Annotated in this window: 15 protein-coding genes and 1 pseudogene; 11 read left to right on the top strand and 5 right to left on the bottom strand. The window is 73.3% G+C overall.

All coding sequences use genetic code 11. The annotated features are described in order from the left end of the window. Positions 1-55: 55 nt before the first annotated feature. The 3 genes from ddaH to ACFV9Q_RS06620 all read left to right on the top strand — a co-directional run bounded on the left by ddaH (position 56) and on the right by ACFV9Q_RS06620 (position 4,788). Positions 56-883, top strand: a complete 828-nt coding sequence (ddaH, locus tag ACFV9Q_RS06630; RefSeq protein WP_377233709.1) for a dimethylargininase — start codon at positions 56-58, stop codon at positions 881-883. Between the two features lie 108 nt (positions 884-991). Next, the gene (locus ACFV9Q_RS06625; protein WP_377233708.1) at positions 992-2,932 is read left to right on the top strand and encodes an ABC transporter ATP-binding protein; all 1,941 of its coding nucleotides are present in this window, start codon (positions 992-994) and stop codon (positions 2,930-2,932) included. Next, positions 2,929-4,788 (top strand): ABC transporter ATP-binding protein, encoded by a 1,860-nt coding sequence (locus ACFV9Q_RS06620; RefSeq protein WP_377233707.1) that lies wholly within the window; start codon positions 2,929-2,931, stop codon positions 4,786-4,788. Before ACFV9Q_RS06625 ends, ACFV9Q_RS06620 begins: the two co-directional genes overlap by 4 nt. A 33-nt stretch (positions 4,789-4,821) precedes the next feature. Here ACFV9Q_RS06620 and ACFV9Q_RS06615 read toward each other — a convergent pair whose 3' ends face one another. After that, entirely contained in the window at positions 4,822-6,150 is a 1,329-nt protein-coding gene (locus ACFV9Q_RS06615) for a PLP-dependent aminotransferase family protein (RefSeq protein WP_377233706.1), read from the bottom strand. A gap of 325 nt (positions 6,151-6,475) precedes the next feature. Here ACFV9Q_RS06615 and ACFV9Q_RS06610 point away from each other — a divergent pair, with 325 nt between their 5' ends. Next, positions 6,476-7,192 carry a pyridoxamine 5'-phosphate oxidase family protein gene (locus ACFV9Q_RS06610; protein ID WP_377233849.1) on the top strand — a complete coding sequence of 239 codons (717 nt, stop codon included), beginning with the start codon at positions 6,476-6,478 and terminating at the stop codon, positions 7,190-7,192. 26 nt (positions 7,193-7,218) lie between these two features. Here ACFV9Q_RS06610 and ACFV9Q_RS06605 read toward each other — a convergent pair whose 3' ends face one another. Next, positions 7,219-9,087: an HNH endonuclease gene (locus tag ACFV9Q_RS06605; RefSeq protein ID WP_377233705.1), complete on the bottom strand. Its 1,869-nt coding sequence runs from the start codon at positions 9,085-9,087 to the stop codon at positions 7,219-7,221. Positions 9,088-9,446: 359 nt separating this feature from the next. Between ACFV9Q_RS06605 and ACFV9Q_RS06600 the strand changes: the two are divergent. After that, a pseudogene (locus tag ACFV9Q_RS06600) lies at positions 9,447-9,572 on the top strand (EamA family transporter); the annotation flags it as partial. Positions 9,573-9,678: 106 nt separating this feature from the next. Further along, positions 9,679-10,356 carry an EamA family transporter gene (locus ACFV9Q_RS06595; RefSeq protein WP_377233704.1) on the top strand — a complete coding sequence of 226 codons (678 nt, stop codon included), beginning with the start codon at positions 9,679-9,681 and terminating at the stop codon, positions 10,354-10,356. Positions 10,357-10,381: 25 nt separating this feature from the next. Here ACFV9Q_RS06595 and ACFV9Q_RS06590 read toward each other — a convergent pair whose 3' ends face one another. Next, positions 10,382-11,380 carry a hypothetical protein gene (locus tag ACFV9Q_RS06590; protein WP_377233703.1) on the bottom strand — a complete coding sequence of 333 codons (999 nt, stop codon included), beginning with the start codon at positions 11,378-11,380 and terminating at the stop codon, positions 10,382-10,384. A 250-nt stretch (positions 11,381-11,630) separates the two neighbouring features. Between ACFV9Q_RS06590 and ACFV9Q_RS06585 the strand changes: the two genes are divergently transcribed. Both ACFV9Q_RS06585 and ACFV9Q_RS06580 read left to right on the top strand, forming a co-directional pair. Beyond that, entirely contained in the window at positions 11,631-12,509 is an 879-nt protein-coding gene (locus tag ACFV9Q_RS06585; protein ID WP_377233702.1) for a class I SAM-dependent methyltransferase, read from the top strand. Then, entirely contained in the window at positions 12,506-13,120 is a 615-nt protein-coding gene (locus ACFV9Q_RS06580; RefSeq protein ID WP_377233701.1) for a DinB family protein, read from the top strand. Before ACFV9Q_RS06585 ends, ACFV9Q_RS06580 begins: the two co-directional genes overlap by 4 nt. Positions 13,121-13,142: 22 nt before the next feature. Here the strand turns inward: ACFV9Q_RS06580 and ACFV9Q_RS06575 are convergent, their stop codons facing one another. Then, positions 13,143-13,601, bottom strand: a complete 459-nt coding sequence (locus ACFV9Q_RS06575) for a hypothetical protein (RefSeq protein ID WP_377230206.1) — start codon at positions 13,599-13,601, stop codon at positions 13,143-13,145. A 109-nt stretch (positions 13,602-13,710) separates the two neighbouring features. Continuing rightward, positions 13,711-14,631, bottom strand: a complete 921-nt coding sequence (locus ACFV9Q_RS06570) for a LysR family transcriptional regulator (protein WP_377230205.1) — start codon at positions 14,629-14,631, stop codon at positions 13,711-13,713. Positions 14,632-14,726: 95 nt separating this feature from the next. Here ACFV9Q_RS06570 and ACFV9Q_RS06565 point away from each other — a divergent pair, with 95 nt between their 5' ends. The 3 genes from ACFV9Q_RS06565 to ACFV9Q_RS06555 are packed head-to-tail and all read left to right on the top strand — an operon-like array spanning position 14,727 to position 17,809. Continuing rightward, complete coding sequence (locus ACFV9Q_RS06565; protein ID WP_377233700.1) at positions 14,727-15,761, top strand: threonine/serine dehydratase; 1,035 nt, start codon at positions 14,727-14,729, stop codon at positions 15,759-15,761. Positions 15,762-15,771: 10 nt separating this feature from the next. Next, complete coding sequence (locus ACFV9Q_RS06560; RefSeq protein WP_377233699.1) at positions 15,772-16,392, top strand: L-threonylcarbamoyladenylate synthase; 621 nt, start codon at positions 15,772-15,774, stop codon at positions 16,390-16,392. A 10-nt stretch (positions 16,393-16,402) separates the two neighbouring features. Continuing rightward, positions 16,403-17,809: a UTP--glucose-1-phosphate uridylyltransferase gene (locus ACFV9Q_RS06555; RefSeq protein WP_377233698.1), complete on the top strand. Its 1,407-nt coding sequence runs from the start codon at positions 16,403-16,405 to the stop codon at positions 17,807-17,809. Positions 17,810-17,952: the final 143 nt, after the last annotated feature.

The following is a 17,952-nucleotide window of genomic DNA, read 5'->3' as shown; positions in this document are numbered from 1 at the left end:
AGGACCGATAAAGTCCGTGAACCCGAAGTCCAGCCCGGGGCGGTAGCGTCGCGGGATGGTCACCGCACAGCCCGCCGCCCCGTCGGCCCCGGAGGAACTGCACCGCACCCTGCTCGTCCGCCCGCCGTCGCCCGCCCTGGCCGACGGTGAGCTGACGCACCTCGAACGCGTCCCCGTCGACGCGGACCTGGCCGCCCGGCAGTGGGCCCGGTACGTGGACGTGTTCCGCGGCCTGGGCTGGGCGGTGCGCGAGCTGCCCGCGGCCGACGCCCACCCGGACGGCGTGTTCGTCGAGGACGCGGTGGTCGTGTTCGACGGCTCTGCCGGTGGCGCTGCCGGTGGGCTGGTGGTCCTGACCCGGCCCGGGGCCCTGTCCCGGCGCGGCGAGATCGACTCGATGCGGCCCGTGGCCGAGGCGGCCGGCCGCGAGGTCGCGGAGATCGCCGAGCCGGGCACCCTGGAGGGCGGCGACATCCTCAAGGTCGGCCGCACCGTCTACGTCGGGCGCACCGAGCGGACGAACGCCGAGGGCGCGGCGCAGCTCCGCGCGCTCCTGGAGCCCCGCGGCTGGCGCGTCGTGGAGGTACCGGTGACCCGGGCGCTGCACCTCAAGTCGGCCGTGACCGCCCTGCCGGACGGCACGGTGATCGGGTACGAGCCGCTGGTCGACGACCCGGGCGCGTTCGAGTCGTTCCTGGCCGTCCCGGAGGCGGAGGGCACCGCCGTCGTCGTCCTGGACCCGACGACCGTGCTGCTGTCGGAGTCCGCGCCGGCCACCGCGCAGCTCCTGCGGGGGCGCGGGCTCACGGTGCTCACCACGCCGGTCACCGAGTTCGAGAAGCTCGAGGGCTGCGTCACGTGCCTCTCGGTGCGGGTGCGCTGACCCGCACGGTGACGCAACTTCCAGGCCCGCGGGCCTGTGGTGCAGGTCACAGGGAAAGAAGGTGCTTACCGAAACTAACAACTTGCCTCCGGCGGGATAATGGTTGTGATGCCTCCCACAGACCAACGCTCGAATCGATCCGATCCTTCTTCTGACCCCATCAGTCCGCCCGGCGACGAGCGCAGCACCTTCGCCTCGATCCGCCGCCTGTACCCCTACGTCCGCCCCGCGATGCCGCGGCTGATCGGCGGCCTGCTCGCCTCCCTCGGCGCCAGCCTCATGGCGCTCGCCATCCCGCGCGTGCTGCAGTGGGTCACCGACGGTCCGCTCACGGCGGGCGCGCGCGAGCACGACTGGACGGGCCTGATCTGGTCCGTCGTCCTCGTGGCCCTGCTCGGCGTGGGCGAGGCGGGCCTGATCCTGCTGCGCCGCACGCTCGTCATGTTCCCCGGCACGCGCGTCGAGGCCGTGATGCGCATGGCGCTGTTCAAGCACCTGCAGGACCTCCCGGTCGCGTTCCACGACCGCTGGCCCGGCGGGCAGCTGCTCAGCCGCATCATGGGCGACCTCGGCCTGCTGCGCCGCTGGCTCGTCTTCGGCATCCTGCAGCTCGTGGTCAGCTTCGTGACCATCGTCGTCGGCGTCGGCCTGCTCGTCGCCACGGGCGGCTGGCTGGGCATCATCTTCCTGTGCGGCGCGATCCCGGTGACGATCCTGGCTTTCCGGTTCTCCCGCAAGTACCGGAAGATCTCGCGGCTCTCGCAGGACCAGTCGGGCGACCTCGCCACCACCGTCGAGGAGTCCGTGCACGGCATCCGCGTGCTCAAGGCGTTCGGCCGCGGCCCCGACGCCCTGGACTCGTTCACGGACCAGGCGTCCGAGCTGCGCGAGACCGAGATCCGCAAGGCCACGACCGACGCCGGCCTGACCACGGCGCTGCGCGTGATCCCCGAGGTGACGCAGGGCGTCGCGCTCGTGGTCGGCGTCTACCTGGTGGCCCAGGGCGACATGACGCTCGGCGCCCTGGTCGCGTTCTTCACCACCACCGCGGTCATCAACGGCCCGGTCGTCGACCTCGGCATGACCCTGTCGATGACGCTCAACGCGCGCACCGCCGTCGACCGGTTCTTCGAGGTGATCGAGACGATCAACCCGCTCACGGACCCGACGCGGCCCGCTGACCTGCCAACCGGCACCGCCCGGGCCGCTAAGGGCAGCGGGGGCGGGCACGTCGCCTTCCGGAACGTCACCTTCCGGTACGACGACGCCGAACGGCCCGTGCTCGACCAGGTCGACCTGGAGCTGCCGCCCGGCACCACGACCGCCTTGGTCGGCCTCACCGGCTCCGGCAAGTCCACCCTGGCGATGCTCCCGCCCCGGCTCTTCGACGTGACGGCGGGCGTGGTCGAGGTGGACGGCGTCGACGTGCGCGACCTGACCCGCGCCCAGGTGCGGGAGCGCGTCGCCGTCGCCTTCGAGGACCCGACCCTGTTCTCCGCCTCCGTCCGGGACAACGTGCTGCTCGGCGTCTCCGACGACCTGCCAGAGGCCGAGCGGGAGGCGCTCATGACGCAGGCGCTCGACGTCGCCCAGGCCCAGTTCGTGCTGGACCTGCCAGACGGCGTCGGCACCCGCATCGGCGAGGAGGGCATGTCGCTGTCCGGCGGGCAGCGTCAGCGCCTCGCCCTGGCCCGTGCCATCGCCGCCCGGCCGCGCGTGCTCGTGCTCGACGACCCGCTGTCCGCCCTGGACGTGACCACCGAGGAGGCCGTCACCGCCCGACTGCGGGACGTGCTGCGGGACACGACCAGCCTGATCATCGCGCACCGCCCCTCGACGGTGGCCCTGGCGGACCGGGTGGCCGTGCTGCAGGGCGGGCGCATCACCGCCGTCGGCACGCACCACGACCTGCTGGCCACCGACCCGCACTACCGGTACATCATCTCGAGCCTCGAGGAGGACTACGAGGCGCACGACGGCGAGAACGCCGAGCCCCGAAACGCCGAGTCCCGGAACGCCGAGCCCGAGAGCCAGGAGGCGCTGTCATGACCGCGACCACGCAGACCACCCCTGAGACAGCAGGCCGCCGTCGGCCCACCGACGCCGCCGCGGACGACGAGACCCGCCTCGGCAAGGACGCGTCCCAGGCCGTCCGGCGCCGCTCCATGCAGCTGCTCGGCGACCTGCTGCGCCCCCACAAGCGCGCCCTGGCCTGGGCCGCCGTGCTCGTGGTCGCGTCCACGCTCGGCCAGGTCGCCGGGCCGTGGCTCGTCGCCGTGGCCATCGACAAGGCCGTGCCCGCCCTGCAGGACGGTTCGGTCACGCCCCTGGTCCTGACGGGCGCCGGGTACCTCGTCGCGGCCGTGCTCGGCGGCGTCGCCGCCGGCGCCTACGTGCGAGCCGCGGCCCGCATCGCCCAGGCCGTCCTGCTCGACCTGCGCCGCCGCGTGTTCCGCCAGACCCAGCGGCTCTCGCTCGAGTTCCACGAGTCCTACACCTCGGGCCGCATCATCTCCCGGCAGACCTCCGACCTGGAGGCGCTGCGCGAGCTGCTCGACGGCGGCCTCACCGGCGTCGTCTCCTCCCTGCTGCTGATGGTCTTCACCTTCGTCAGCCTGCTGCTCATCGACTGGCGCTCCGGCCTCGTGCTCGCCGTCGCGTTCCTCCCGGCCTGGCTGCTCACCCGCTGGTTCCAGCGGATGTCGCAGCGCTACTACCGGGAGCAGCGGACGGCGTCCGCCCGCCTCATCGTCAAGTTCGTCGAGACGATGACCGGCATGCGCGCCGTGCAGGCGTTCCGCCGCGAGCCCACCACCGAGGCGGACTACGGCAAGCTCGGCGAGGACTACCGCGACGCCAACCTGCAGATCTTCGGCGTCAACGGCCGGTTCCAGCCGGGCCTGATCCTCATCGGCAACCTGACGGTCGTGGCGGCGCTCGCCGTCGGCGGCTGGCGGGTGCTGGACGGGGCGATGGAGGTGGGCGTGCTCGCGGCCGTGCTGCTGTACTGCAAGCGGTTCTTCCAGCCCGTGCAGCAGCTCGGCATGTTCTACAACTCGTTCCAGTCCGCCACGGCGGCGCTGGAGAAGGTCTCGGGCCTGCTCGCCGAGGAGCCCACCGTCGTCGAGCCCGCCCGCCCGACGCCGCTCGTGACCACGGGCGAGCGGGCCCGCGGCGAGCTGCGGCTGGACCACGTGCGGTTCCAGTACGGCGACGGCCCCGTCGTGCTGCCCGACCTGGACCTCACGATCCCGGCCGGCCAGACCGTGGCCGTGGTGGGCACTACCGGCGCCGGGAAGTCGACGGTGGCGAAGCTGGTGACGCGGTTCTACGACGCGTCCACCGGCGCGGTACGGCTCGACGGCATCGACGTGCGCGACCTGGCCTCGGCCGACCTGCGGCGCGCCGTCGTCATGGTGACGCAGGAGGCGTACCTGTTCAGCGGGTCCGTGCGCGAGAACATCTCGCTCGGCCGGCCCGGCGCGAGCCAGGCCGAGATCGAGGCCGCGGCCCGCGCGGTGGGAGCGCACGAGTTCGTCATGGAGATGCCCGACGGGTACGACACCGACGTGAACAAGCGCGGCGGGCGGGTCTCCGCCGGGCAGCGGCAGCTCCTGTCGTTCGCGCGGGCGTTCCTCGCGGACCCGGCGGTCCTGGTGCTCGACGAGGCGACGTCCTCGCTCGACATGCCGGGCGAGCGGCTCGTGCAGCGGGGCCTGCAGACCCTGCTGGCCGACCGGACGGCGATCATCATCGCCCACCGGCTGTCCACGGTGGCGATCGCCGACCGGGTGCTCGTCATGGAGCACGGCCGGGTGGTCGAGGACGGCACGCCCGCCGAGCTGATCGCCGGCGACGGCCGGTACGCGCGGCTGCACGAGGCGTGGCAGGACTCGCTGGTCTGAGCTGGGTTCTCTGCCGGGCCGGGCCGGGCCGGGTCAGCGGCCGCGCAGGCCGGCGGTGATCGCGGCCAGGGCCCGGTCGAGCTCGGCATCGGTCACGCCGCCGAAGCCGAGCACCAGGCCCGTCAGGTCGGCGGTCCGGCAGTACGACTCCAGGAGTCGCACCTCGAACCCCGCGGCGCGGGCCGACGCCCGCGCCGCGGCGGCCGCGTCCGGGCTGGTCAGCCACGTCGAGTACATCCCGGCAAGCGGCCCGGCGAGCTCGGCGTGCGGCGCCATGGCGGCGGCGACCCGGGGCGCCCGGTCGGCATAGACGCGGCGCGCGGTGCGCACCACCTTGTCGACCCAGCCGTCGCGCAGCAGGGTCAGCAGGGCGCGCTGGTTGGGCCAGGGCGGGGTGTCGTGGGTGATCGCCCGGCGGTCCAGGAGTCGCTCGTGGACCGCCGGCGGCGCGACGAGCCACCCGAGCCGCAGGCCGGGGCTGACCGACTTGGACGCCGTCCCGACGTACGCCACGCACGATCGGTCGAGGGCCGCCAGGGCGGGCACGGGGGCGACGTCGTACCGGAACTCGGAGTCGTAGTCGTCCTCGACCACCACGGCGCCCGCGGCGCGGGCGGCCGTCAGCAGCGCGAGCCGGTCCGCCGCCGGCATGACCCGGCCCAGCGGGTGCTGGTGCGCGGGCGTCACGTACGCGGCGGCGCATCCGACCAGGTCGGTGACGGGCTCCAGCGCCGGATGGTCGACGACGTCGCGCCCCGCCGCACGGATCGTCTCGACGGCGGCCCGGTAGCCCGGGTCCTCGACCAGGACGTCGCCGGGGCCGAGCGCCCCCAGGAGCTGGCGGAGGGCATCCGTGGAGCCGCTGGTCAGCAGGATCTCGTCGGGTCCCACGGTCAGGCCGCGGGTGCGGGCGAGGCGCTCGGCGAGGGCCTCGCGCAGCTCCGGGAGCCCGGCCGGGTCGGGGTAGCCGCGGGGCGGCGTCGTCGCGGATACCTCGCGCCAGGCTCGGCGCCAGCCCGCGAGCTGGCGTGGGTCGATCCAGGGCGTGCCCGCGTCCAGGTGCGTGTACTCGGTGGCTCGCGTGGCGGGCCGGTTCGGCCGCGGCTGCGCCGGGAGCGTCTCCCCGGAGGCCACGAACGTGCCGGCGCCGCGCCGGGTGGAGACCCACGCCTCGGCCAGGAGCTGGTCGTACGCCTGCTCGACGACGGCGCGAGCCACACCCAGGTCGGTCGCCAGGGCGCGGCTGGAGGGCAGCCGGTCGCCGGTGCTGAGCGTCCCGTCGGTCACGAGGGCGCGGACGGCGGCGGCGAGCTGGGCGGGGAGGGGTTCGGCGCGGGTGCGGTCGAGTCGGACGGGGAGCATGGAGGGGCTTTCGGGGTGGTGGCGGGGCAGGTTGGTTGGGTCGGCGGGGTGGGTGGGGAGGTTGGTTGGCAGGACTGGAGCCGACGGCTTGCCCGGACAGGTCTGGGGCCAAGTGGCCTGTTCAACTGCTGCCCGAATGGCTCGTGTCCGCCAGCCACTCCAGGGCCAGGCTAGCCGTATGACGACACAGCAGCTCACGCCGGGACCGGCCGCATCCGGGAGTCCGGTGCCCGACACGTCCGTGCCAGATGCGTCCGCGCCCGTCCCGTCTACGTCTGGTTCGCCCGCACCTGGCCGGTCCGCGCCTGGCCGGTCCGCGCCCGGCCTGTCCGCGCCCGCCGCGTCCGCACCCGCCGCGTCCGCGGCCCCGCTGTCGCCCACGGACCGGACGACGCCGACCCGCGGACGTAACCGTCAGGTCGACGAGCGGGACCGGCTCATGGCGTTGCTGGCAGACGCGCTGATCGCACACCTAGGGGTCGTGGCCGGTGCACACCCGGTGGTCCTGCCCACCGCCTTCGCAGTCGACCCCGCCGGCCCCGACGACGGCGGAACCCTGTATCTGCACGGCTCGGTCGCGGCCGGCTGGCTCGCGCCGGCACTGGAGCAGGACGTGTGCGTCACGGTCACGGAGCTGGACGGCCTGGTGCTGGCGCGGACCGGCTTCCACCACTCGATGAACTACCGGTCGGCGGTGGTGATCGGGCGGCCCCGCCGGGTGACCGACCCGGGGGAGCGGCGCCGGGCGCTCGACCTCATCGTGGACCACATGGTGCCCGGGCGTGCCGCGACGCTGCGGCCCCCGACCCGCAAGGAGCTCGCGGCAACCGTGGTGATCGCGTTGCCGCTCGCCGAGGCCTCGATGAAGCAGCGCGCGGGCGGCGCCACCCTCGAGCCCGGAGACCTCGAGCTCGACGGCTGGGCCGGGCTCGTGCCGGTGCGCCGGGTCGCCTCGGCGCCCGTCACCGAGGACTACGTGTCCGACGAGGTGCCGGAGCTCGTTCTGCGCCGTGCTGCAGAGCTGGGTGGCGGGGCTGTGTGACAGGTCGGTGGGTGAGGCCTGAACGATCAGAAGGGTGGGTCTCCCGGGACGGGCCGGCACTGTTCAACGGAGTCGGGTGTGGTGTGAGGTCCCGCGTCGGACGGAGTGCCGGCCGAGCGGTCCGGGCCCTGCCGTCCGAGGCGTTGCCGGATGTCTTCGGCGAGGCTGGTGATGTCGGTGTCGGTGTCGGTGTCGGTGTCGATGTCCGTCGCGGTGGCGGTGCCGCTGCCCGCGTGGTCGTTGCTGACGTGGCCGATCTGGGTGGGTGGTCGGGTGTGGGTGTGCCCGGTGGGTGCGGTCCAGGTGGTGTTTCCGGTGTCGGGGTCGCGGGTGACGTTCCAGCCGCCGTGTGTCTTGGCGAGGTGGTGTGCTCGGCACAGGGGTTGGAGGTTGGTGGCGCGGGTCTGTCCGGGGGTACCGGGTGGCTGCTGGGTGGGGTCGAGTGCGTGGTCGTAGGGGTTGATGTGGTCGAGGTCGGCCCAGCGGGCGGGTCGGTCGCACTGCGGGAAGCAGCACGTCTCGTCCCGTTGGGTGACGGCTTGGCGCAGGATCTTGCCGGGTTGGTAGGTCGTGGTGGAGTAGTCGGTCAGGACACCCGTGACCGGGTCGGTGATCAGGCGTTGCCAGGTGGCGTCGGTCGCGATGCGGGCGGCGGTCTCGGCGGGGATCGGGCCGTACCCGTGAAGGTGGCCTGGGGTGTCGTCCAGGCCGAGGAGCGTGGTCGCCGGGACCGTGACCTTGAGCTGGGGCTTGGTCGTGACGACGCGGACGTTCGTGCCGCCGCACAGGCATCCGCCGCAGGTGCACCCGGTGGCGGGCGCGGTGGTGCGCGGCATGCCCTGCTCGCCCGGCGCGGTGTCCCTGCCCGTCGTGGTGCCCGTGCCCGGCGGGACGGTGCCGTCGGGGGTGCATTCGGGTTGGGGCGGGACGATGATGCGGCCGGTGGTGATGGCGACGAGGGCGTCGGCGCGGGCCTGGGTCAGGGTGCGGGTGTTGCCGGGGGTGCGGCGCAACGTGTGGGCGGCTTGTTCGATGGTGTCCCAGACGGCGGCCGCGTCGGTGGCGGGCAGGTTCGCGCTGATCCAGGCCATGGAGTTGTCGGCGGGGTCGAGGTAGACGGAGCGGCGGGTGGTGGCGTGCTTGGCGACTTCGGTGGTGCCGTGCAGGTGGGTGGCGTGCTGGTTCATCTTGTCGCGTAGCCATCGCCGGGTGTGGTCGGGGGCCTGGGGGAGGTAGAGGGTGATGGCGTGGTCGCGTTCCTCGATGGTCAGGGGGTTGCCGGCGCGTAGCAGGATGTCGGCCTTGGTGGTGTCGATGGTGGCGTTGTGGAGGGCGTTCATGACCTGGGGGTGGTCGGTCAGGCCGGTGCCGCGGGCCATGAGCTTGTTCGCGTCGCCCTGTGGGATGTGCAGGCGGGCGCTGATCTCGGCGGTGGCGGTGGTGTGTTCGGTGGTCCAGCCGCGTCGTCGGGCGATCTCACCGGTGGCGCGCGACTGCATGGCGGTCGCCCAGGAGATGACGTCCTGCCACCGGGCCGCGACGTCCAGCAGGTCCGCGTCATCGGTATCCGCCACCTCGACCGCGGTCAGCACGGCCACCAGACCTGCGCCCACGGGCAGGTCGCACAGGTCGTTTTGTCCGGTCGACTCGTCAACAGGGTCACGCGTCGTCCGACGGGTGGCGCCCCCGTGGCCGGTCCAGGTGACGACGACCTCGGACGCCGTCCTACCGCCGTCCAGCGGAAGCGCGGTCCAGCTCATGCAAGGAGACGTCACATAGATCCGCGTGCGCGAACCGGTCCCGGGCTCAGCGGACAGCGCTCGGCCCAAGGCCTGCTCCAGCGACCACTCGACAGCCGCGACAGGGCCAGCACCACTACCCACGATCTCGTCCATCCCCGCCTCCTCGTCGGCTCGTCCAGCCCATCATTCCCAAGCATCACTGACACATCGAATATATGTTCGATAAGAGCGCGCCGCATTCTCAGATCCAAAGTTGTGGACAACGCCCTGCACGCCCGAGAACCGCTGCTAGCATCCCGATCGTGACTCCGATCCGTTCCGTCCTGCCGCCCCCGGTCGTCTGACCGGAGCGGCACCACGACCGGCCTACCCGGGCCGGGAATGCGGCGTGCTCCGAGATGTCTGCCCTCCCGGACGCCTGACGGACCTCGGCACCTTCGCCGTGAGCTCCGGCCGGCCCTCCGGACCCCTCGGAACACACCGGGGCCTGCGGGCCCCGGTCAGGAGCACACATGTCATCACCTCGAAGCGGGCTGCTGCTCGTCTGTCTCGCCGGCGTCCTCTGGGGCACCGGCGGCCTCGCCCTGGAGATCCTGCGGGACCACTCCTCGATGTCCGTCCTCACGGTCAGCGCGTACCGGATGCTCATCGCTGCCCTCGCCCTGGTCGCGGCGTCGTTCGTGCTGCGCCGGGGGCCGCAGCTCGCGGCCCTGGGTGCGCGCGCACCCGGTACGCGCGGTTCTCGTGGGCCTGGGGACGGGCGCCTACCAGGCGCTGTACTTCGGGTCCGTGGCGACCGCGGGCGTCACCGTCGCCACGGTCGTCAGCCTGGGTCTCGCGCCGGTCCTCCTCGCCGCGGTGGACCTCCTGCGGGCCCGACGGCGGACGGCGGCCCGCCCCCGCTCCACCCTGCGCCTCGGGCGGGTCATCTCCGCGGCGCTGTCCGGCCTCGTGCTGGTCAGCGTCGCGTCCGGGGCGGCCGCCGTCGGGTCGCGTCCGGTGCTCGGCCTGCTGCTGGCCGTCGCCTCAGGTTCGGTCTACGCCGCGACGACGGCGCTCGGCGGCACCCTGCTGGCGGCGCCGGACGTGGACCCGCTCGCACTGACCACGGTGGCGACGACGGCGGGCGCCGTCGGCCTCGTCCCGGCCGCACTGGCCGGGGGCGGGCCGCTCGTCACGAGCGACCCGGCCGCGCTCGGCACCCTCGCCTATCTCGGCTTGTTCACGATGGCCCTCGCGTACGGGCTGTTCTACGCCGGGCTGCGCACCACACGCAGCCGCGCGGCGGTCGTCGCGACCCTGCTGGAACCCGTGACGGCGGCGGTCGCGGCCGCGGTCGCGCTGGGCGAACGGCTGGGCCCGGCCGGGATCGTCGGCTCGGTGCTCATCCTGGCCGCGGTGGCGGGGTTGGACGAGACGTAGCCGGCACGCTCAGGCGTGCGACCACTCAGGCGTACGACCAGCGTCCGTCCTGGCGCGGCTTCCGCTGCGCCGGGGCGGACGCGTCGTACTCGACGGCGGTCATCTGGCCGGTGTTGTACTGGTCCGCGATGTACTGGCTGAACTGGCCCGAGTCGAGCGTGTGCGCGTTGTCCTCGTAGTCGTACTCGTTGTAGCTGCCCTGGGTGCCGTACCCGCCCGGCGCGGCGGGAGCGGCGGTCGGCGCCGCCGCCTGCGTCCCCGCGGGTGCGGCGTAACCGGGCTGCGCGGCCCCCGCGACGGGCGCAGTGGGATACATGCCCGAGCCGTACGCCTGCTGGCCGGACCCGTAGTCCAGCTCGGAGCCCGCCGCGTACTGCGGCTCGTACCCCGTCGGCTGGTACCCCGTCTGGTACCCCGTCCCGGAACCGGGCTGGGCGCCGCCCTGCGCGACGGCGTCCGCGGCCGGCTGGTACGACGGGTAGGCGCCCGTGTTCACCTGCTGCGCGGCAGGCTGCCAGAGGTCGGCCGGCGGGTTCGGCGAGTCGAACGACGGCGTCGACCCGGCCAGGCTGTGGGCCGCCTGGTTCTGTGCGGCCTCGTGCTGTGCAGCCTGGTCTTGCGCCGCCTGGTTCTGTGCCGTGTAGGCCTGCGCTGCCTGATTCTGCGCGAACTGGTTCTGCGCCGCGAACAGCGCCGACGCCCCGGCATCCGGCTGCACGCCGTTCAGCTCGCCGTGGATCCGGCCGGCGAGGTTCGCGGCGATGGCGAACCGCAACGGGGCGAGGGAGTTCACCGACATCGTGCCCGTCACGGCGGGCGGCGGGAGAAACGCGAAGACCTCGTCGTCGCCGAGCCGCATCCCCTGATCGAGCGCCGTGTTGAGCGTCTCCTCGAGGAGGTACTCGGCGCGCCCGTCCTCGCCCTCCAGGTCGGCGAACATGTCGTCCATCGAGTTCCAGCGACGTTCCAGCGTGCCCTCGACCGTGTCGAGGAACCACCACCCGTCCTGCGACTCGAGGAACATGTCGCCAAAACAGGAGGCGAAGCGTGGCGTCTTGCCACCCGTTCCTATCCACGACCAGGACGACAGCGCGAACTCGTAGGCGTCAGGTGCGAATTCTCGGATCAGGTGCACCTTGCGAATGTTGCCACGGTCACACTCCGAGCAAAAGGGGCGTACTGGATATGTAACGATTCGGCTCGGACGAATCACCCAGTTTTTTCCTCCCGGAAACACTTGGTGCTCGTCCGCCGGTGATCGCTAGCGTCGGGCCATGGAGCGCATCGACAGCAATACCAGGGACAACGCCCAGGAGAACGCCAGGCAGAGCACCGCCGGCGATCAGCTCGCGCTCGACGCGCGGGTCCAGGAGTACTACGCGGGCCTGACCGGCTGGGACGAGCACGCCAGGCTCACCGCCCGCTCGGCGCAGGGCCCGCTCGAGCACCGCAGGACGCAGGAGCTGGTGCGGCAGCGCCTCGCCCCGGGCGCGCGGGTGCTCGACGTCGGGGGCGCCACCGGAGTGCATGCCGCACCCCTCGCGGCGGACGGCTACGACGTGCTGCTCGTGGACCCCGTCGCCGAACAGGTCGCGCGGGCGGCTGAGCACGGCACGTTCGCCGCGCGCGTCGGCGACGCCCGCGACCTCGCCGCGCCGGGCCTCGCTCTGCCGGACGACGCGTTCGACGCCGTGCTGCTGCTCGGCCCGCTCTACCACCTCGCGTCGCGCGCCGACCGGCTGCGGGCGCTGCGGGAGGCCGTGCGCGTGGCCCGGCCCGGCGGCACGGTGGTCGCCGCGGGGATCACGCGGCTCGCGGCGCTGGTCGGCGGCGGGTACGAGGGCTTCCGGCCGCCCACCTGGCAGGCGATCCTGGAGCACGGCGCGGCGCCGTCCGACATCGCGTTCCCCGCGGCGCACTTCCACGACGCCGCGGAGCTGGCGGGGGAGGCGACCGAGGCGGGGCTGTCCGACGTCGTCGTCCACGGGGTCGAGGGGCCGGCCGGCGGGGCGCTGGAACGGGTGCCGCTCGCCGACCCCGAGGCGCCCGCGCTGATCGACGCCGCGCTCACGCTCGCCCGCGCCCTGTCGACCACGCCCGGCGTCGCGGACATGAGCCAGCACGTGCTCGCGATCGGTACGGTCGCACCATGAGCGCCGAGACCAGCCCTGCGACGAGCACCGAGACCAGCCTGGAGACCGGCCCGGAGCTCACCGAGATTCCCCGGACCGACCCGCCCCTGGCCGCCGACGAGACCACCATGCTGCGCTCGTTCGTCGACTTCTACCGCGCCACGATCCGGCGCCAGTGCGCGGGCCTGACGGCGGAGCAGCTCCGCACGCCGCACCCGCCGTCGACCATGACGCTCGCCGGGATGCTCAAGCACCTCGCCTACGTCGAGGACTTCTGGTTCTCCGTGCGGCTCCTGGGGAACGATCCCGCCCCGCCGTGGGACACGGTCGACTGGGCCGCCGACCGCGACTGGGACTGGAACAGCGCCCTGACAGATAACCCGGAGAGCCTGACCGCGCTGTTCGACGGCGCCGTCGCCGCCTCCGAGCGGATCCTGGACGAGGTGCTGGACCAGAGCCAGAGTCAGAGCCGCGGCCTGGACCAGGAGGTCGCGCGCCCGGCCGGGCACGCCGGGCACGGCGGGCGCGTCACGCTGCGCTGGATCCTCGTGCACATGGTCGAGGAGTACAGCCGGCACGCGGGGCACGCGGACCTGCTGCGCGAGGCCCTGGACGGCGCGACCGACCTGTAGAACGAGCTCAGATAGAACGAGCTCAGAACAGGAACCACGCGTAGTCGGCGGCCTCGAGCACGATCCAGAAGCGCAGGAACCGCCCGACCAGCCCGGTGCTCAGGAACAGCCACATCCGCACGCGCAGCACGCCGGCGACCACGGACATGACCATGAACGGCGGGAGCCCCGCGAACGCCGAGGCGAAGAGCACCAGGCCGAGGTAGACGGGGCGGCCGTCCGTGCGGTCGCGCCAGCGCGTCATCGCGGCCGCCACCTTGGGCGAGTCCAGCTTGCTGCGCAGCCACGGCAGACGCGTGGTCCCGGCGCCGGCCCAGTACCAGAGCAGCTTGCCGGTGATCTGGCCGACGGCGGCGACGGCGGCCAGCACGAAGCTCGGGTACGTCTGGTCGGCGGCGGCGACCGCGAGGTAGGCCTCCAGGGCCAGGAACGCCGCGACGGCGGATCCTGCCGAGTAGAAGAACGTGGACAGCAGGAGCATCGGGCCGGGTCTGTCCTCAGCAGGAGGGTCGCGAGCCGGAGGGCCGCGAGACGGGTGGCTGCGTGACGGTGTTGTCGCGAGACGGAGGAGCCCGGCCGAGTGGCCCGGGTCACATCGTGACGGTAGCGCCTACGGCCACGAGCTGCCGAATCAGGGCCTCCGCGGGCGGCGCGGGCGGGCCGACGGTGAGCGCCATGACGCGCCGCAGCGCCCCGGGCAGGGGAGCGGAGGCGATCCCCGGGTGCCGGTGGGCGAGCAGGGTCAGCCCCGGCAGCAGGCTCACGCCCGCCCCGGCGGCGACCAGCGCCTGCACCGCCACGTAATCGTCGGTCTCGAACGCGATCCGGGGCGCGAAGCCCACGGCGGCGCAGCGCGCGACCATGTCGGCGCGGCAGCGCTCGCAGCCGGCGATCCAGTCGGCGTCGTCCAGGGCCTTGAGGTCCGGGGTGACGCCGGGGCCCGGCGCGGCGTCGAGGTCCGCGGCCGTCACCAGGTTGACCGGCTCCTCCAGGATGGTCGTCGACTCGAACCGCGACAGGTCGTCCATGGAGCGGGCGTGCCGCACGTCGATGTGCTCGAACACCAGCGCGACGTCGACCGCCCCGGACTGCAGGGCCGCGACGGCGTCCGGCGGCTCGTGCTCGACCAGGCCCACGGACAGGCCGGGGTGCTCCTGCACGAGCCGGGCGACGGCGTCCGGCACGAGGGTGGCCAGGGCGGAGGGGAAGGCGGCGAGGCGGGCGCGGCCCGCGCGCAGCCCGGCCAGGGCGTCGAGCTCGCGGCGCGCGCCCTCGACGCGGCCCAGGATCTCCTCGGCGCGGTTGGCGAGCAGGCGGCCGGCCTCCGTGAGGCGGACGCCGCGGCCGTGCCGCTGCAGCAGGGGGATGCCGGCGTCGGCCTCCAGGCGGGACAGGTGGTGGCTCACCGACGGCTGGGCGTAGTGCAGCTCCTTCGCCGCGGCCGTGACGGAGCCCGTACGGGCCACCGCCGCGAGCACCCGCAGCCGGGTGAGGTCGAGCTCTGCGGTCATGTCACCAGGCTAGCGCAGAAAGATAGGTGCGATCGATCGAAAGTCCAAGTAACAGGTATTTGACCTATGGGTCATGGGCGGGTCACGCTGGATTCATGATGGTCGCGCCCGCCCCAGACGCCGCCCACGCCGATGTCAGCCGCACCGCCGTCTCGATCGCCGACGTGCTGGCCGCCCAGTCGCGCCTCGACGGCACCGTGGTCCGCACCCCGGTGGGCCAGTACCCCGACATCGACCGCGCCGCCGGCACCACCCCCGGTACCACCGTCGTCGTCAAGCACGAGAACCAGCAGCGCACCGGAGCCTTCAAGGCCCGCGGCGCCACCAACCTCCTGCTGTCCATGTCCGACGCCGAACGGGCCCGCGGCGTCGTCGCCTACTCCACCGGGAACCACGCGCAGGGCGTCGCCTACGCCGCCCGCCTGACCGGCACCGCCTGCACCATCGTCATGCCCGACGACCCCAACCCCGTCAAGCTCCGGGCCGTGCTCGACCAGGGCGCCGACGTGCTGCTGCAGGGCGCCACGTTCGACGACGCCCGCGCGCAGGCCACGGCGCTCGCGGCTGCCTCGGGGGCGCGGCTGGTGGGCGCCGCGAACGAGCCCGCGATCATCGCCGGCGTCGGCAGCCTCTACCTCGAGCTGTTCCAGCAGGCACCCGGCCTCGACGTGCTCGTGGTCCCCGTCGGCGGCGGGTCCGGCGCCGCCGCGGCGGGCCTGGTCGCCTCGGCCGTCGCACCCGGCACCGAGGTGATCGGTGTGCAGTCCGCGGCGTCGCCCGCCGCGCACGACTCCTGGCACGCCGGGACCCTCCTGGAGCGGGCCAACACCACGCGCGCCGAGGGCCTGGCCGTCGGCTGCGGCTTCGAGGTCACCCAGGCCCTCATGCGCCGGCACCTGGCCGACTTCGTGCTCGTCACCGACGAGCAGATCAGCACCGCCCAGCAGCTCTACCTCACCGGGGCCCACACGGTCGCCGAGGGGGCCGGGGCCGCCGCGCTCGCCGCCGTCCTGGCCGATCCGGAGCGGTTCGCGGGCCGCCGCGTGGGCGTCGTCTGCACCGGTGGGAACGCGAGCGCGGACGAGCTGCGGCGCGCGCTGGGTCGCGCCGACGCACCCGCCCCCGACTAGGCTCGGCCGCATGGCCCGCTACTTCGACGTCCACCCCGTCGACCCTCAGCCGCGCGCGGTCGCGCAGGTGGTCGCGATGCTGCGCGACGACGCCCTCATCGCCTACCCGACCGACTCCTCCTACGCGCTGGGCTGTCGCATGGAGTACCACGACGGCGCGGACCGCATCCGCGGCATCCGGCGGCTCGACGACAAGCACCACTTCACGCTGGTGTGCTCGGACTTCGCCCAGCTCGGCCAGCTCGTCAAGCTGGACAACTCCGCGTTCCGCGCCATCAAGGCCGCCACGCCCGGGCCCTACACGTTCATCCTGCCCGCCACCGCCGAGGTGCCGCGGCGGCTCGCGCACCCCAAGAAGAAGACCGTGGGCGTGCGCATCCCCGACTCCGCCGTCACCCAGGCGCTGCTCCGTGAGCTCGGCGAGCCCCTGCTGTCGTCCACCCTGATCCTGCCGGACCACGCCGAGCCCCTCACCGACGGCTGGACCATCAAGGAGGAGCTCGACCACGTGCTCGACGCCGTGGTCGACGGCGGCGACGCCGGGACCGAGCCCACGACCGTCGTCGACTGGTCCGACGGTTATCCACAGGTGGTTCGAGAAGGTGCCGGCGACCCGGCCCGTTTCGAATAGCCTGGGGGTCATGACCGACCCCACCGGGCTCGAGCAGGCCCGCACCAAGATGACCCAGGCAGGCGTGGCACCCGCCGCGATCGAGACGTTCACGCGCTTCTACCACCTGCTGGAGTCCGGCGAGACCGGCCTGATCCGCGAGAACGACATCGACCCCCTGGTCGACATCCCGAACCGCGCCGAGCTGACCATCAGCGACGACGACGCGGCCGCCGCCCTGGCGCAGACCGCCATGCTCAAGCTCAACGGCGGCCTCGGCACCTCCATGGGCATGGACCAGGCCAAGTCCCTGCTGCCCGTCCGCGAGGCGCCCGACGGCGAGGGCGAGCTGCTCACGTTCCTCGACATCATCGTCGGCCAGGTCCGGGCCGCCCGGCAGGCCACCGGGGCCCGCCTCCCGCTGCTGTTCATGAACTCGTTCCGCACCCGGGACGACTCGCTCGCCGCCCTGGAGCGGTACGCGGACATCGCGGTGGACGCCCTGCCCGTCGACTTCCTGCAGAACCGCGAGCCCAAGCTGCTGGCCTCGGACCTCACCCCCGTCACCTGGGAGCAAGACCCCGACCTCGAGTGGTGCCCGCCCGGGCACGGCGACCTCTACCCGGCGCTGCACGCCTCCGGCGTCGTCACCGCGCTCCTGGACGCGGGGTTCCGGTACATGTGCGTCTCCAACTCCGACAACCTCGGCGCCACCCCCGACGCCACCATCGCGGGCTGGTTCGCCGCCTCCGGCGCCCCCTACGCCGCCGAGCTCTGCCGCAAGACCGCCGCCGACGTCAAGGGCGGCCAGCTCGTCGTCCGCAAGGCCGACGGCCGCATCGTGCAGCGCGAGACCGCGCAGACCCACCCCGACGACGTCGCCGCCTCGCTGGACGCGACCCGCCACCCGTTCTTCCACACGAACAACCTCTGGTTCGACCTCCAGGCGCTCGCGGACGAGCTGGAGCGCACCGGCGGCGTGCTGGAGCTGCCGCTGATCCGCAACGACAAGACGGTCGACCCGTCGGACGCGTCGTCGCCCGAGGTCGTGCAGATCGAGTCCGCGATGGGCGCGGCCGTCGCCGTCTTCGAGGGTGCGACCGCCATCGAGGTGGAGCGGTCCCGGTTCCTGCCGGTCAAGACCACGAACGACCTGCTGGTGCTGCGCTCCGACGTCTACACCCTGACGGCCGACTACCGGCTCGAGGCCCAGGCGCCCGCGCCGCTGGTGGACCTCGACAAGGCCCACTACAAGCTGATCGACGGCTTCACGCAGCGGTTCGCCGCGGGCGCGCCGTCGCTGCGCGACGCCGACTCCCTGACCGTGCGCGGCGACTGGACCTTCGGTTCGGGCGTGCGGGCCGAGGGCAAGGCTGCGCTGTCGGGCGAGGGCGGCACGGTGCCGGACGGCGCGACGATCGGGGCCGAGGGGTTCTGAGGCGCTTGAAGTACTGACGCGCGGCTGCTGGGCCGCTGCGCGCCGGGCAGGGCCGGGCGGTCGGTGGGGCTGTCAGGTGGGGGGGCCTCCCAGCTTCTAACCCCCCCCACACCCCCCACTCACCTGACTACCCAAGAACACGC

The sequence above is a fragment of the Promicromonospora sp. NPDC059942 genome (assembly GCF_042731755.1).
Taxonomy (GTDB): domain Bacteria; phylum Actinomycetota; class Actinomycetes; order Actinomycetales; family Cellulomonadaceae; genus Promicromonospora.
The sequence above is the reverse complement of the archived record's forward strand: the minus strand, read 5'-3'. Positions and strand labels throughout refer to the sequence as shown.

Bases quoted from the DNA above. Each gene is read 5' to 3' on its own strand.
- ACFV9Q_RS06585 (WP_377233702.1), top strand. From the start codon at position 11,631: ATGGAGCGCATCGACAGCAATACCAGGGACAACGCCCAGGAGAACGCC.
- ACFV9Q_RS06555 (WP_377233698.1), top strand. From the start codon at position 16,403: ATGACCGACCCCACCGGGCTCGAGCAGGCCCGCACCAAGATGACCCAG.
- ACFV9Q_RS06620 (WP_377233707.1), top strand. From the start codon at position 2,929: ATGACCGCGACCACGCAGACCACCCCTGAGACAGCAGGCCGCCGTCGG.
- ACFV9Q_RS06565 (WP_377233700.1), top strand. From the start codon at position 14,727: ATGATGGTCGCGCCCGCCCCAGACGCCGCCCACGCCGATGTCAGCCGC.
- ACFV9Q_RS06590 (WP_377233703.1), bottom strand. From the start codon at position 11,380: ATGTTCCTCGAGTCGCAGGACGGGTGGTGGTTCCTCGACACGGTCGAG.
- ACFV9Q_RS06580 (WP_377233701.1), top strand. From the start codon at position 12,506: ATGAGCGCCGAGACCAGCCCTGCGACGAGCACCGAGACCAGCCTGGAG.
- ACFV9Q_RS06560 (WP_377233699.1), top strand. From the start codon at position 15,772: ATGGCCCGCTACTTCGACGTCCACCCCGTCGACCCTCAGCCGCGCGCG.
- ACFV9Q_RS06570 (WP_377230205.1), bottom strand. From the start codon at position 14,631: ATGACCGCAGAGCTCGACCTCACCCGGCTGCGGGTGCTCGCGGCGGTG.
- ACFV9Q_RS06575 (WP_377230206.1), bottom strand. From the start codon at position 13,601: ATGCTCCTGCTGTCCACGTTCTTCTACTCGGCAGGATCCGCCGTCGCG.
- ACFV9Q_RS06605 (WP_377233705.1), bottom strand. From the start codon at position 9,087: ATGGACGAGATCGTGGGTAGTGGTGCTGGCCCTGTCGCGGCTGTCGAG.
- ACFV9Q_RS06615 (WP_377233706.1), bottom strand. From the start codon at position 6,150: ATGCTCCCCGTCCGACTCGACCGCACCCGCGCCGAACCCCTCCCCGCC.
- ddaH (WP_377233709.1), top strand. From the start codon at position 56: ATGGTCACCGCACAGCCCGCCGCCCCGTCGGCCCCGGAGGAACTGCAC.
- ACFV9Q_RS06625 (WP_377233708.1), top strand. From the start codon at position 992: ATGCCTCCCACAGACCAACGCTCGAATCGATCCGATCCTTCTTCTGAC.